At 64.0% G+C, this 13,533-nt stretch carries 12 protein-coding genes and 1 other RNA gene; 5 read left to right on the top strand and 8 right to left on the bottom strand.

Going from position 1 to position 13,533, the window contains the following annotated elements; translation table 11 throughout:
- The first annotated feature begins 170 nt into the window (after positions 1 to 170).
- Positions 171 to 1,841 (top strand): DNA repair protein RecN, encoded by a 1,671-nt coding sequence (gene recN, locus QQF40_RS05180; RefSeq protein ID WP_285460644.1) that lies wholly within the window; start codon positions 171 to 173, stop codon positions 1,839 to 1,841.
- A 194-nt stretch (positions 1,842 to 2,035) separates the two neighbouring features.
- Here the strand turns inward: recN and fur are convergent, their stop codons facing one another.
- Complete coding sequence (gene fur, locus QQF40_RS05185) at positions 2,036 to 2,458, bottom strand: ferric iron uptake transcriptional regulator (RefSeq protein WP_043333352.1); 423 nt, start codon at positions 2,456 to 2,458, stop codon at positions 2,036 to 2,038.
- 78 nt (positions 2,459 to 2,536) lie between these two features.
- Here fur and QQF40_RS05190 point away from each other — a divergent pair, with 78 nt between their 5' ends.
- Positions 2,537 to 2,965: an outer membrane protein assembly factor BamE gene (locus QQF40_RS05190; RefSeq protein WP_166019032.1), complete on the top strand. Its 429-nt coding sequence runs from the start codon at positions 2,537 to 2,539 to the stop codon at positions 2,963 to 2,965.
- Positions 2,966 to 3,056: 91 nt separating this feature from the next.
- On the opposite strand, the gene QQF40_RS05195 is transcribed toward QQF40_RS05190, so the two are convergent.
- Together QQF40_RS05195 and QQF40_RS05200 are read right to left on the bottom strand one after the other, a co-directional pair.
- The gene (locus QQF40_RS05195; RefSeq protein WP_175089029.1) at positions 3,057 to 3,368 is read right to left on the bottom strand and encodes an RnfH family protein; all 312 of its coding nucleotides are present in this window, start codon (positions 3,366 to 3,368) and stop codon (positions 3,057 to 3,059) included.
- A gap of 72 nt (positions 3,369 to 3,440) precedes the next feature.
- Positions 3,441 to 3,878: a type II toxin-antitoxin system RatA family toxin gene (locus QQF40_RS05200; protein WP_043333347.1), complete on the bottom strand. Its 438-nt coding sequence runs from the start codon at positions 3,876 to 3,878 to the stop codon at positions 3,441 to 3,443.
- Positions 3,879 to 4,040: 162 nt separating this feature from the next.
- Between QQF40_RS05200 and smpB the strand changes: the two genes are divergently transcribed.
- Positions 4,041 to 4,517, top strand: coding sequence for an SsrA-binding protein SmpB (smpB, locus tag QQF40_RS05205; protein WP_043333345.1), 477 nt, complete (start codon positions 4,041 to 4,043; stop codon positions 4,515 to 4,517).
- Positions 4,518 to 4,652: 135 nt separating this feature from the next.
- Positions 4,653 to 5,007: a transfer-messenger RNA gene (ssrA, locus tag QQF40_RS05210) on the top strand.
- A gap of 206 nt (positions 5,008 to 5,213) precedes the next feature.
- Here the strand turns inward: ssrA and QQF40_RS05215 are convergent.
- The 4 genes from QQF40_RS05215 to QQF40_RS05230 all read right to left on the bottom strand — a co-directional run bounded on the left by QQF40_RS05215 (position 5,214) and on the right by QQF40_RS05230 (position 9,496).
- Positions 5,214 to 6,071, bottom strand: a complete 858-nt coding sequence (locus QQF40_RS05215) for an ABC transporter ATP-binding protein (RefSeq protein WP_285460739.1) — start codon at positions 6,069 to 6,071, stop codon at positions 5,214 to 5,216.
- Between the two features lie 153 nt (positions 6,072 to 6,224).
- Positions 6,225 to 7,283: a FecCD family ABC transporter permease gene (locus QQF40_RS05220; protein WP_285460645.1), complete on the bottom strand. Its 1,059-nt coding sequence runs from the start codon at positions 7,281 to 7,283 to the stop codon at positions 6,225 to 6,227.
- Between the two features lie 138 nt (positions 7,284 to 7,421).
- Positions 7,422 to 8,390, bottom strand: a complete 969-nt coding sequence (locus tag QQF40_RS05225; protein WP_285460740.1) for a FecCD family ABC transporter permease — start codon at positions 8,388 to 8,390, stop codon at positions 7,422 to 7,424.
- A gap of 176 nt (positions 8,391 to 8,566) precedes the next feature.
- Entirely contained in the window at positions 8,567 to 9,496 is a 930-nt protein-coding gene (locus tag QQF40_RS05230) for an ABC transporter substrate-binding protein (RefSeq protein WP_175089027.1), read from the bottom strand.
- Positions 9,497 to 10,044: 548 nt separating this feature from the next.
- Here QQF40_RS05230 and ybiO point away from each other — a divergent pair.
- Positions 10,045 to 12,510 (top strand): mechanosensitive channel protein, encoded by a 2,466-nt coding sequence (gene ybiO, locus QQF40_RS05235; protein ID WP_175089026.1) that lies wholly within the window; start codon positions 10,045 to 10,047, stop codon positions 12,508 to 12,510.
- Positions 12,511 to 12,663: 153 nt separating this feature from the next.
- Here the strand turns inward: ybiO and QQF40_RS05240 are convergent, their stop codons facing one another.
- Complete coding sequence (locus QQF40_RS05240) at positions 12,664 to 13,248, bottom strand: DUF2780 domain-containing protein (protein WP_175089025.1); 585 nt, start codon at positions 13,246 to 13,248, stop codon at positions 12,664 to 12,666.
- Between the last annotated feature and the right edge of the window lie 285 nt (positions 13,249 to 13,533).

Below are 13,533 nucleotides of genomic sequence, written 5' to 3' on the forward strand. Positions count from 1 at the left end.
TTCTCCCCACTGAACCCGGCATGGATTGAAGGCCACCCGAACGTGCTGTATAAAAAGCCATGCTCACTGTATAAACATACTGTATGGCGACACCGTAGCCCGCCCATCGAGTCCGGGTCCGCTGATGTTCCCCCAGCACGGCGTACGTCAAAGCCCCCTCGGAGGTAGTCATGCTGCTGCAACTCGCCATCCAAGATTTTGCCATCGTCGAAACGCTGGAACTCGATTTCCGCCGCGGCATGACCGCCATCACCGGCGAGACCGGTGCCGGCAAGTCCATCCTGCTCGGCGCCCTCGGCCTGTGCCTGGGCGAGCGTGCCGATGCCGGCAGCGTGCGCCATGGCGCCGACCGCGCCGACCTCATCGCGCGCTTCGATATCAGTGAGCTTGACGACGCTCGCCAGTGGCTGGATGAACGCGAACTGGGCAGCGACGACTGCCTGCTGCGTCGCGTCATCACCGCCAGCGGCCGCTCAAAGGCCTGGATCAACGGCACACCCTGCACCATCGCCGACCTTCGCGAGCTGGGCGAGCACCTGATCGACATCCACTCCCAGCACGCCCATCACTCCCTGCTCAAGGAAGAGACGCACCTGCGTCAGCTCGACGAATATGCGGGCCTGGAGACTCAGGCCGCCCAGCTGCGCGAGGACTTCCGTCACTGGCAGGAGGCGCATCGTCGTCTCAAGCGCATGAGCAATGATGGCGATGAAGTGCGTGCGCGCCGCCAGCTGCTGCGCTATCAGGTCGAGGAGCTCGATGAACTGGCGCTATGCGAAGGGGAACTGGGAGCCCTGGAGCAGGAGCAGGAAACGCTGGCCAATGCCGAGCAGATTCTGGCCGAGGCGCAGTCCGCCGCCGAGTGCTGTGATCACGACGAAGAAGGTGCGCTGTCTCGCCTCAACCAGGCCCTGGCCCGCCTGGCGCATCTGCCGGGCAACGAGCACGGCTCACTGGCCAGTGCGCTGGGCATGCTCGAGGAAGCGCGCATCCAGATAGAGGAAGCGGCGCGTGAGCTGCACCGCTTCGTGGAAGTCACCGAACTCGACCCCGAGCGCCTCGCCTTCGTCGATGAGCGCCTGAGCCGCATCCATCATATCGCGCGCAAGCATCATGTGATGCCGGACGAGCTGCATGGCCTTCATCAGCGCCTGAGCGAAGAACTCGACGGCCTGGGTGGCGATGAGGAGGCCATCGAAGCCTTGCGCGAAGAAGTGGCTCAGCGTCGCGAGGCCTGGAAGGGGCTGGCGAGTGAGGTGAGCGCCAGACGCGCCACTGCCGCCCCGCAACTGGCCAGCGACATCCAGGATCAGCTGGCCTTCCTGGGCATGGGCAAGGCCACCTTCGAGGTCGCCATCGAGGCGCGAGAGCGTCCGCAACCGGAAGGCATGGAGCGTATCCACTTCCGCATCAGCGCCAACCCGGGCCAGCCGCCACGTGCGCTGGCCAAGGTCGCCTCCGGCGGCGAGCTCTCGCGTGTGTCGCTGGCGATCCAGGTCGTGGCCGCCAGTCGCTCGACCATCCCCAGCCTGGTCTTCGATGAAGTCGATGTCGGCATCTCCGGCGCTACCGCCGAGATCGTCGGTCAACTGTTGCGTCGGCTGGGCGACAAGGGGCAGGTGCTGACCGTCACTCACCTGCCGCAGGTCGCCGCACAGGCGCATCAGCACCTGCATATAGAGAAGCAGGCAGAGAAGGACACGACCCGCACCCACATGGCGCTGCTGGATGAATGCGGCCGCGTGCGCGAGCTGGCACGCATGCTGGGCGGCATTCACCTTTCCGAGCAGACCCTCGCCCATGCCCGCGAGATGCTGGGCGCTGCCGACAGCCGCCACTGAACGCTGCCGTCGACCTCCATGCACCGCTGCTGACGTCCATTCGTCCAATGACACTCCCCGGCAAGACGAGCGCTGGAGTCATGGATCGAGGAAAAATGAACGCCAGAGACACGAACGGCCGCCCTTGAGGGCGGCCGTTCGTGTCTCTGGCCGGAGAAGGCTCTCCGGCCACGTCATCCCTGACGCAACCCGCGTCAGCTATCGCTCTTGTCACCCTTGGGGCGCACGTAGAGCACTAGCGCATGCTCGACCAGCTCATAGCCGTGCTCCTCGACGATCTCGCGCTGACGGCGCTCGATCTCGGGATCACAGAACTCTATGATCTCGCCGCTGTCCAGACATACCATGTGGTCATGGTGTTCTTCCTGGGACAGTTCGAAGACAGCGTGACCGCCATCGAAGTTGTGGCGCATCACCAGTCCCGCTGTTTCAAACTGGGTGAGCACACGATAAACCGTCGCCAGACCGACATCTTCGCCAGCCTCAAGCAACGCCTTGTACACGTCCTCGGCACTCAGGTGTCGATCCGTCGATTTCTCGAGGATCTGCAGGATCTTGACTCGCGGTAGGGTCACCTTGAGTCCCGCCTTGCGCAGTTCATGGTTCTGATCGGCCATGCTGGGGTACTCTTCGCAGTCGCTTGATGTATCAGGTATGATCGGCCAAGGCAAAACGATAGGGAATCTTCAGGGCAAATGCAAAACTTGATCAAAACAGTCGCCTTTTGCAGCGCCCTGTCGCTGCTCACCGGGTGCAGCTACTTCAGCGTCTACAAGCGCGACCTTCCTCAGGGCAACCTGATCAAGCCGGAAATGGTCGAGCAATTGAAGCCGGGCATGAGCCGCGAACAGGTCATCTACGTGATGGGCTCACCGCTGCTGACCGCCCCCTTCAGTGAGGATAGCTGGGACTACGTCTATCGCCTCAAGAAAGCGGATGGCGAAATCATCAACAAGCGTGTGACGTTGACCTTCGCAGGCGATTCACTCTCCAACATCGACAAGAGTGGCGACATCGACCAGGAAACCGTCATCGTGCCGGACCTGGACATCGACCCTCGCGCGGCACAGCCTAACCGTGCTGAATCCAAGGCAGGCGCAGCCGACCTGCCTGAAGAGCGCTGATCACTGTCCTATTCACTCAGTGACAAGCCGGAAAAACAACGGGGCACCTCTCAAGGTGCCCCGTTGTTTTTGATTCTCGCCGGCCATCGTCTTACTGGCCGGCGCGAGCAGCCTTGTCGGCGCGCCGTTTGCGCGCAAGCTTGGGGTCGGTGATCAAGGCACGATAGACCTCGACACGATCCCCGGCGTCCAGCACATGCTCATCGGGCTTGCGCAGCGCCTTGCCGAAGATACCCAGGTCCGCCTCGAGAAACACCTCGGCGGAAATCGTCGGAAAGTGCTGCTCCAGGCGCGCCATGCGCACGGCCTCGCGCGCCGTGGTGCCGGGGGCGACCGCCAGCGAGACGATCTTCTGCTTGTCGGGCAGCGCATAGGCCACCTCGACCGTGATTCTGTCTGTCATGTCTGCTCCTTTGCTCTCGCCACCTTATATACACCCCCTGCGCGGCGTTCCACCCTGGCCAACGGCCATGTGTCAGCGCTGGGTATAGATCTGGTCAGCGCGGCGCGTGAAGGCCTCGACCATCTGAGCGGCGACCTGGCTGAACAGCTTGCCGAACGCCATGCCCAGCAGACGATTGCTGAACTCGAAGTCCATCTCCAGTGAAACCTTGCAGGCGTCTTCGCCCAGTGGCGTGAACAGCCAGGTCCCCTGCAGACGCTTGAAGGGGCCATCGACCAGATTCAGCTCTATCCGCTCGGGGGCATACAGGTCATTGCGCGTGACGAAGCTCTGCTGCATGCCTGCCTTGGACAGGGTGAGCCTGCCCTTGAGATGGTCCTCATCACGTTCCAGCAATTCCGCGTTGCTGCAGCCGGACAGGAATTCGGGATAACGCTCGAAATCATTGACCAGATCGAACATTGCCCGGGCCGAATGCCGCACCAGGGCAGACCGGTTGACCGTAGGCATCTAGCTCTCCGCTGACTTGGATACGCAGCATGCGTATCATGAACAATGGGCCGGCGCACGAAGTGCCGTCTGGCCTTGAATGGTAACACGCCTCCCCCCATCCAGAAGGATGTGCCATATCCACACTGGATGACGGCAGGCGCACACGACAAATGAGGCAACATGGGCAAGAAAAAGAAACCCGAACAGGGCGGCAACCTGATCGCCCAGAACAAGAAGGCACGCCACGAGTACCACATCGAGGAAACCTTCGAAGCGGGTCTGGTACTGGCAGGCTGGGAAGTGAAGGCGCTGCGCGCAGGCAAGGGCCAGCTGACCGATACCTATATCGTGATCAAGAATGCCGAAGCCTGGCTGCTGGGTTGCCACATCCATCCGCTGGAAACCGCCAATACCCACGCGGTGGCGGACCCGCAGCGCACGCGCAAATTGCTGTTGCACAAGAAGCAGATTGCACGCATCTTCTCGCGCACCCAGGACAAGGGCCACACCTGTGTGCCGGTCAAGCTGTACTGGAAGAATGCGATCGTGAAGTGCGAGATCGCGCTGGTGGAAGGCAAGAAGCTGCACGACAAGCGTGCCACCGAGAAGGACCGCGACTGGAACCGTCAGAAAGCCCGTATCCTGCGCGACCGCTGAGGGCAGCGTGAGGGAGCTCACGCCAGCAAGCTACTGTCAGGCCAGAAATTTTCCTGAACACTTGAACTGGCGTAGCACAGTCCCCACCTGTTATGATGAAGACGTAGCAACGCAGTAAAGTGGTAACACTGTTATGGGGGCGTTCTGGCATTCGACGCTGGTGGCAAACCCTGAGGTGCATGCCGAGATCGTAACGTATCTCGTAAATAAAACGTTGCAAATATATAGTCGCAAACGACGACAACTACGCTCTAGCTGCATAAGCTGCTCCTGAAACCGTTGCGCCTGTTCAAGGTGGATGGAGAACGAGCCCGTATAAACAGGATCGTCTTGGCCGACGTCTCTAAGGTCGAGATTAAAACTCAGAGAATCGCATCGCTGTAGCCTGTTCATTGGCGGCAGTGGTGTTAAATCAAAAAATGAAACTAAGCATGTAGAGCCGAAGGCGGAGTGCCGGCGGACACGGGTTCGACTCCCGTCGCCTCCACCATATTCGTGACAGAAAGGCCTCCCTTCGGGGAGGCCTTTCTGTTTGTGGGCGATCTGTTCTGGTTGGCATTTTCCGTCAGAGGCAGAACGCCCTCTCAAGTCACCCTCTCAAGCCGCCCTCTCAGTCCTTCTCAAGCCCCTCTTTCAGGCCTGCACAAGGCCCGGCAGCGAGCTACGCAGGCGTCACAGCGTCCGCCGCCCCCGGGCTCAGGTCGCACTGCCGCTCAGGCGCTCGCTGGTGCGCCGCACGCCAATCAGCAGCGGCGTGCCGGTGTCCGGATCGGGAATCAGGCGACACTCGACCCCATAGAGCTTGCGCACCAGCTCCGGCGTCACCACCTCGGCGGGCGCGCCGCTGGCGATCACCTGGCCTGCGTGCATGGCCACGATGTGGTCGGCATAGCGGCAGGCGCTGGCCAGGTCATGCACCACCATCACGATGGTCTTGCCCTCTTCATGGGCCAGACGCTGGATCAGCTCGAAGACTTCGATCTGGTGACCGAGATCCAGCGCCGAGGTCGGCTCATCCAGCAGCAGCAAGGGTGTCTGCTGCGCCAGCGCCATGGCGATCCAGGCGCGCTGACGCTGTCCACCGGACATCGAGGCAAGCTCACGGTCCGCCAGGCTTTCGATATCAGCGGCAGCCATTGCCTCGGCCACCAGACGCTGATCCTCCTCAGACCACTGGCTCAGCGCGCCCTGATAGGGCTGGCGGCCAAAGCGCACCAGCTCATGCACCGTCACCCCCTCGGGCGAATGCGTCTCCTGGGGCAGCAGGGCGATGCGCTGCGCCACCTCGCGCCGCTTGTAGGCGTGAATGTCCTTGCCCTCCAGCAACACCGCGCCTGACTCAGGCAGTTGCAGCCGAGCCAGCCCTGCCAGCAGTGTCGACTTGCCACAGCCGTTGGGCCCGACGATCGCCGTCACCTTGCCGTCGGGCAACCCCAGGGTCAGCGAATCGATCACGCTGACATGGCGCTGGCGCGCGCCATAGCCGAGCGACAGCTCATTCGCTCGCAGGGTGTCGGTGGTAGCCGCGGCGTGGCGATCGGCCGGGGAATTCATCGCTCGCGGATCAAGCATCGTCTCAGCGCTCATGGCGCACTCTCCTGAAACATCATCGGCCGCTGGAACATCATCAGCCGCTGAAACATGTCGTGCGACGCTGAGCGGCAAGGGCTGGCCCTGAGCCGCTCAGCAGGATAATAGGGGCAACGGCTAGCGCGGGCTGCGCAGCAGTATCCACAGCAGATAAGGGCTGCCGACCACGGCCATCACGATACCGACCGGGATTTCCAGCGGCGACAGCAGGGTACGCCCGGCGAGGTCTGCCAGCACCATCACCAGCGCGCCGGCCAGCGCCGAGGCCAGCAGCGGTACGCCCTTGTGGCGCGACAGGTAGCGTGCGATCTCGGGGCCCACCAGCGCCACCATGCCTACCGGCCCGGCCACTGCGACGGCCGCCGCCGTCAGCACGACCGACAGCCACAGCGTGATCAGGCGTACACGCGACACCGGCTGTCCCAGTCCGATCGCCACGCGGTCGGTGAAGCGCAGCGTATTCAGCCCGCGCCCCAACCAGAGAGCGATCGACACGCCGATCAGCAAGGTCAGCCCTAGCCAGGTGAGCGAATCGGCATCACGCGCATTGAGGCTGCCAACCGTCCACGGATAGGCACTGTTGGCGACATCGATGGAGACTCTTGCCAACATCAGCTGCGTCCCGGCACTGAACAGCGCCCCGACCCCGATGCCGGCGACCAGGAAGCGATACCCGCGCGTGCCGATGCCGCCGGAGAGCCCGAAAGCCAGCGCAGTGGCGATCACGGCACCGCTCAGCGCCATGACCGGCGGCGCCAGCGAGATCCCCATCCCGACCACGGAGGCCACCGCGAAGGCGGTCGCGCCATTGTCGATACCGATGATTCCCGGCGTCGCCAGACGGTTGCCGGCCAGGGTCTGCATCAGGCAGCCCGCCAGCGAGAAGGCAGCGCCCGTGGCGATACCGGCCAGCAGGCGCGGCAGTCGCAATTCCTGCACCACGAAGACGGTAGCGAACTCGCCGTACCCGAAGGCCGCCTTGAAGGCATCCCACGGCCCAAGGCCGGCACTGCCCAGCATCAGCGAGGCAACACTGGCCATCAGCAGCGCCAACAGCAGCATTCCGGCCGCCAGCAACGGCGCACGCAACAGCAGCAGGGACAGCTTGCCATGTCGCCACCAGAGCGTGCCGGTGGGGGCCGAGCTGAGGGGGTCAAGCGGTGAAGGTCTAGACATCATCGATTCCAAACAAGGCCCTGCCAGGGCAACACCTGACAGGGCCGGTCGATTCAAGCAATGAGGCGATGGCGCCGGCATGCGCGCCAGGCTGGCCTCCATCATCGTTCACGCCGCAGGCGCCAGAGGCACCAGTCGCTACAGGGTGGGCAGACGGCGGGCACGCACCACGGCGATCAGCACGGGCGCGCCCATCAGGGTCGTCAGTACCCCCAGCGGCAGCTCCGAAGGCGGCACGACCAGTCGCGAGACCACATCGGCGCTCAGCAGCATGGTCACCCCAAGCGGCAGGCACAGCCACAGCGTACGCCGGACATCGGCGCCGCACAGCGCACGCGCCACATAGGGCACGGCGAGGCCAACGAAGGCCACTGGTCCGGCCAGTGCCGTCGCGGCACCGACCAGCAGAGCCACCACCAGGATCGCGACCTTGCGCACGCGCTTGGGATGATGGCCCAGGCCACTGGCGACCTGCTCACCCAGCACCATCGCGGAGAGCGGCCGCGCCAGCCACAGCGTCAGCAGCAGCGAGATCAGGATACTGGGCATGCTGCTGTAAAGCGCCTCCAGCGAGCGTCCGGCCAGACTGCCGATCACCCAGAAGCGGATCTCATCGGCCGCGCGCTGATCGATCAGCAAGGCCAGAGACGTCAGCGCCACCAGCAGGCTCGACAACGCCGCACCGGCCAGCACCAGTCGTACCGGGTCCTGACGTGCGCCGCTCATTCTCACGGTGCTCATCACGAACAGACACCCCATCAGCGCACCACTCTGCGCCACCATCACGTGCATGCCGGCCGCTTCCATCCCCAGCAGCAACGCCACGGCCACGGCAAAGGAGGCCCCGGCACTCACGCCCAGCAAGCCCGGCTCCGCCAGCGGGTTGCGTGCTACCACCTGCATCAGGGCGCCGCCACAGGCGAGCATCATGCCGACCACCATGCCAATCAGGGTACGCGGCGCGCGCAGCTCGAGCACCACGAAGCGCGCCTGATCACTGCCCTGTCCGGCCAGCACCTGCAGTGCCTGCCAGGGGCCGATATCGCCAGCCCCCCACAGCAGGCTGGCCAGACAGGTCAGCAGGGCACTCAGGCAGGCCAGCGGCATCGCCTGACGCAACGCAAGACGCCCGGAGACCTTGTGGGTCATCCGGGCGGCATGTGCGCGTGGCCTGCGGATCTGTGGAGAGGTCTCTTCAGCCTGCATATCCCCTCCCGCGTCGCGGTTGCGGGTGGTCCCCTGCCTGCGCAGGGGTCAAACGTCGTGCACCGACATGACTGCGACTAGCCATCATCGCGCGCCCGGTCGATATCCTTCAGCAACGCTTCCGCTGCCAACGGGCCGCTGGCGCTGGTCCACAGCTGGCCATTCACGCCGACCAGGCTGTCGCGGTCCGCTGTCTCGAGGCGCTGGAAGGCCGGTTGTGCCGCCAGGGCGTCGACCGCGGCATCAGAGGAGTCGTCCAGGGTGGCGAGGAAGATGGTCTGCGCATCGATGCGTGCCATGTTCTCGTCACTGAGCGGATCGGAATGCGGACGACCCGGCTTGACCAGATCACCGCCGACCAGCTCATAGCCGCTGGCCGCCATCAGGCCGGTCGCGAACAGCTGATCGGACATCGCCATCAGGCCACCCGGCATGCGACGCACCAGACTGGCGGTTTCCGGGGTGGTCATCTCGGCCTTCAGACGCGCGGTGTGCGCGTCGATGGCGGCCAGACGTGTCTCGAGTTCCGCTTCGGCCGTCTCGCCCAGCGCCTCGGCATAGACGCGACTCTGCTCCTTCCAGCCCTGCTGGCTCAGCGCCGAAGCGCTCGGCACGATGGTCGGTGCCAGACGCGACATCAGCTGGTATTGGGTCTTGTCGAGGCCCGGCGGTGCCAGGATCAGGTCCGGCTTGAGCGCCACGATCGACTCGAGATTGAATTCACGCGGCGTGCCGACGATCTTGATGTCCGGCACCTGCGGCTGGATATAGCTCGCCACGCCATCACCGCCGCGCGTGGTCACGGCACCCAGCGGCGTCACCTGACTGGCGACGGCCACATCCAGCGCGCCTTCGTACAGGGTGACGACACGCTGCGGCGTGCCCTCGATATCCAGCTCACCGTAGGCCGTCTCGACACTGCGTGCCTCGGCAGACAGGGAAGCCCCCATCAGCGCTACCGCCAAGGTCGCCATCAGGCCCTGTTTGAACCATGCAGGACGGGTCATGCCACGAGCAGTAAAAGCAGTCGACGAGACGGTCATGCAGTACTCCGAAATGAAGAAAAGGATCTCGCACTCAAGCGAAGGCAGACGTGACCCTGCGCAGGACGATACCGCAAGGCCCTCTGTGCGCATGACGATCACACCTGAACGACGAATAATAATCAATCGCAACAATACCGACTCGCCTTGCGACTCACCACACCAGTTCATGCAACGCGACATTGCAATATCCTGCGTGGCAGCAGGTCACGCCTCTCCTCCGAGGAGTGCCTGAAGACCTTGAAGGTTGGCGGCGCCTGCCGCAGGCTGTGCGCAAGAATGTCTCTGGCGGAGTCCCCACAGGGGTTGGGATAGCACCAAGTGCCCCGATAACTGAAGGATGGACTCTCGCTCGGCGTGCGCGCAGGACGTGCGAGACGCCCCTTCAACATCTATCTGACAGAACCTCGCGTTATCGATGGGATGCTTGCGAGCCTCTGATGTACCTCCGGAGCCTGCTCTCACTTTCTACCCCGATGCCTCACACACTCACCGACATGGAGAAGCCATCTGTGGCGATTCCGACACCCCCGCACTCCCCTCCCGCCCTTGCTGCCTCGCGCCAACCGGACTCATGGCGACCTGCCTGGCTGATGTCCGGCCTGATGATGCTGTTGATGGTGCTGAGCCTCGGGTTCAGCAGCCTGTCCCTTGCCGCCCCGTCCGAAGACGGCAGCGGCGAAGGCGCGACATCCTCCTATGAGAGCCTGGCCACGCTGCTGGAAGACCCCAGTCAGCGCGAGGCCCTGATCGAAGGCCTGCGGCAGCTGGACAGCAAGGCGAGTGAACAAGCCGTCGAGGTGGCGGGGGAAGACGTCACCCTGAGCGAGGACTCGCCGTCACTGTCGCGCCAGCTGGCCGCCATCAGCCAGGACCTGGTCGCGGATCTCTCCGCCACGCTGGACCGCATGCTGGGCACCCTCGATGGCCTGGCCAACGAGGACGCCGACGAGTTCGACTGGAGTCGCTTCACCAGCGAGGCCATCAGCCTCGGGCTGGTCGTCATCTCGACCATCGCGCTGTTCCTCGTGCTGCGCAGACTCGCCAAGCCGCTGTTCTCGCGCGTCGGCCAGTGGTCACTGGATGGCCAGCACCGCAGCCCGCTGCTGCGCACCCTGCTGGCGGTGCTCGTCGCGGCGGTGGTGGACATCGCGGTCATCGGTCTCGCCTTCCTCGGCGGTTATCTGCTCGCCATCTTCGCCTATGGCGAACAGGGCGTGATCGGTCAGCGCGAGTCGATGTTCCTGAACGCCTACCTGGTGATCGAGCTGTTCAAGGCCCTGATGCGCATGCTGTTCTCCTCCGGCTACAAGGGGCTGCGTCTGCTGCCGATGCCAGATGACGTGGCGCGTTACTGGAACCGCTCACTGGCCATGCTGGCCGGCTTCATCGGCTACGGCATCCTGGTCGTGGTGCCGATGGTCAACAACAACCTGGCACCGGCCGTCGGCAGCTTCGTCAATCTGCTGATCATGGCCATCACCCTCATCTGGGCCATCGTGGTGATCTCGCGCAATCGCATCATTCTGCGTGACCGCCTGCTCACTCAAGCCCGCGAGGCGAACAACGCGCTCATCGCCGTGTGTCTGCGCATTCTGGCACGCACCTGGCACCTGATCGCACTGGCCTACTTCGCCACCCTGTTCATCATCTCTCAGACCACGCCGGAAGAGGCGCTGCCGTTCATGATGGGAGCGACGCTCAAGACGCTGCTCGCCATCGGCGGCGGTGCTCTGCTGTCGCGCGTGGTGACGCAGCTGATCGGCAAGCGCATCCAGATCTCCGACAAGCTGCGCGGCCAGCTGCCGCTGCTCGAGAAGCGTCTCAACTCCTACATTCCCACCGCGCTGCGCATCATGCGCGCCATCATTCTGATCGTGGTAATCGGCATGGTGCTGAATGCCTGGCACATCGTGGCGCTCGGCGAGTGGCTGGCGACCGATGCCGGTGCCCTGCTGCTGTCGCGCATCTTCCATGTGCTGTTCATTCTCGCCTTCGCCATCGCGATCTGGGTCGGTATCGCCAGCCTGATCGAGCACAAGCTCAATCCGGACACCGGCAAGGGCAAGCCGTCCTCGCGGGTGGAGACCCTGCTGGCGCTGTTCCGCAATGCCATCGCCATCGCGATGATCGTCTTCACCGCGATGATCGTGCTGTCCGAGATCGGCATCGACATCGCGCCGCTGCTGGCCGGCGCCGGGGTACTGGGTCTGGCGATCGGCTTCGGCGCCCAGAAGATGGTGCAGGACATCATCACCGGGGTGTTCATCCAGCTGGAGAACGCCATCAACACCGGCGATGTGGTCACCGCCGGTGGCGTGACCGGCACCGCGGAACGCCTGACCATTCGCTCAGTGGGTATCCGCGACCTGTCCGGCACCTTCCATATCGTGCCGTTCTCGTCGGTGGATACCGTCTCCAACTACATGCGTGACTTCGCCTACCATGTCGGCGAATACGGCATCTCCTATCGCGAGAATGTCGACCACGCCATCGTGCACCTGCGTGCGGCCTTCGATGAGCTCGAGGCAAGCAGCTATGGTCCGGAGATCCTCGAGCCGGTCACCATCGCCGGCGTCTCGGCCCTGGCCGACAGCTCGGTCAACATCCGCGTGATGATCAAGACCACCCCGGGCAACCAGTGGGCCATCGGCCGCGAGTACAACAAGCTCGTGAAGCAGCACTTCGACGCTGCTGGCATCGAGATCCCGTTCCCGCACATGACCATGTACTTCGGGCAGGACAAGGACGGTGGCGCGCCGCCGGCCAACGTGCGCACCATGCAGGCGCCGTTCGTGATCGATGGCTCCGCTGCCGGTCAACCGAAGACCCCCGAGCAGCGCGAGGCAGCCGCCAAGGTCGCCAAGCGTCGCGAGGAGAAGCCGCTGACGCGTCATGCCACCGAAGACGGCGAAGTCGTGGATGCCGAGGAACAGCGCATCCGTCAGACCACCCAACCGGATGCCGACGGCGACTGATCGAGCGCCTGCACTATCCCGACACGGCTATCCCGACACGGCTGCCTGCGCAGGCAGCCGTCCTGAAACGAAAACGCCCCCGAGCCACTGGCTCGGGGGCGTTTTCATGTGTGGGCATGAAACGCTGCCTCACACCTCATGCAAGGCGCTGGCTCAGGAGCCGGTGCCCCACACGCTGGACAGCGAGCTCAGCAGCGTCGAGCTGACGCCTTCACCGCCCATGTAGCTGAGCAGCACCGGCGCGAACTGGGAGACCATGCTGCTGTCCATGCCCAGCGCGGAGAAGGCGCTGTCCAGAGACGCGCTGTCATCGACATTGCCGACGGTGCTGGCCAATGCCGTGGCATTGTCGTTGCCGCTCAGGCTCGCCAGGCTGGAGAGCGTGGACAGCGAGCTGCTGCTGGTCAAGCTGGACAGCTGCGGCACATCAGTGGACAGCTCGGAGGTCGCGCTGGTACCAAGCTGGGACTGGGCCAGAGCCAGCATGGCAGCGGAGCCACCCAGCGCCTGAGTGGAGGACACACCCAGCTGGGAGGTCAGGCTGGACATCAGGTCGGCCGCCGGCAGGGACTGGCCGGTCTGGCTGCTCAGCATGCTGCTGGCGAGGCTCATCATGGAGCTGGACGAGCTGGAAGAGCTGGCGGCGTTGCTGGAAGAGCTGTTACCGGTAGCGGCACAACCGGCCAGTGACACGGCCAGTACAGAGGCGCCCATCAGGGCCAGGGACTTATGCAACATGCAGACTCCATCATCGCTTGGGGAAACGGACCGGACCCGGCCCGTAGATGCGCCACGTGCATGGGCGCATCCGACACGCAGAATCATCGCACGGAGGAAACGCTTCCAGCCAGCGCCACACGCTCACGCTCTGGCCGTGAGGGCCCGGACGCATCGTTGCCGGGTCAGCAACGAGAAATCCGGAGCCGTCCATGCCCATGCCCGCATGCACCCACCGACACTTCACAGCGACGTGCTGGAAGGGCGACAACCTGGATGAGAATGTCCACAGCGCCCGTCATGCGG

The organism is Cobetia sp. LC6 (genome assembly GCF_030264805.1).
Lineage (GTDB): Bacteria > Pseudomonadota > Gammaproteobacteria > Pseudomonadales > Halomonadaceae > Cobetia.

What these genes read in the sequence shown, in the direction of transcription:
- smpB (WP_043333345.1), top strand. Translation starts at nt 4,041, where the DNA reads ATGGGCAAGAAAAAGAAACCCGAACAGGGCGGCAACCTGATCGCCCAG.
- recN (WP_285460644.1), top strand. Translation starts at nt 171, where the DNA reads ATGCTGCTGCAACTCGCCATCCAAGATTTTGCCATCGTCGAAACGCTG.
- QQF40_RS05200 (WP_043333347.1), bottom strand. Translation starts at nt 3,878, where the DNA reads ATGCCTACGGTCAACCGGTCTGCCCTGGTGCGGCATTCGGCCCGGGCA.
- QQF40_RS05240 (WP_175089025.1), bottom strand. Translation starts at nt 13,248, where the DNA reads ATGTTGCATAAGTCCCTGGCCCTGATGGGCGCCTCTGTACTGGCCGTG.
- fur (WP_043333352.1), bottom strand. Translation starts at nt 2,458, where the DNA reads ATGGCCGATCAGAACCATGAACTGCGCAAGGCGGGACTCAAGGTGACC.
- QQF40_RS05190 (WP_166019032.1), top strand. Translation starts at nt 2,537, where the DNA reads ATGCAAAACTTGATCAAAACAGTCGCCTTTTGCAGCGCCCTGTCGCTG.
- QQF40_RS05215 (WP_285460739.1), bottom strand. Translation starts at nt 6,071, where the DNA reads ATGAATTCCCCGGCCGATCGCCACGCCGCGGCTACCACCGACACCCTG.
- QQF40_RS05195 (WP_175089029.1), bottom strand. Translation starts at nt 3,368, where the DNA reads ATGACAGACAGAATCACGGTCGAGGTGGCCTATGCGCTGCCCGACAAG.
- QQF40_RS05225 (WP_285460740.1), bottom strand. Translation starts at nt 8,390, where the DNA reads ATGCCGCTGGCCTGCCTGAGTGCCCTGCTGACCTGTCTGGCCAGCCTG.
- QQF40_RS05220 (WP_285460645.1), bottom strand. Translation starts at nt 7,283, where the DNA reads ATGTCTAGACCTTCACCGCTTGACCCCCTCAGCTCGGCCCCCACCGGC.
- QQF40_RS05230 (WP_175089027.1), bottom strand. Translation starts at nt 9,496, where the DNA reads ATGACCCGTCCTGCATGGTTCAAACAGGGCCTGATGGCGACCTTGGCG.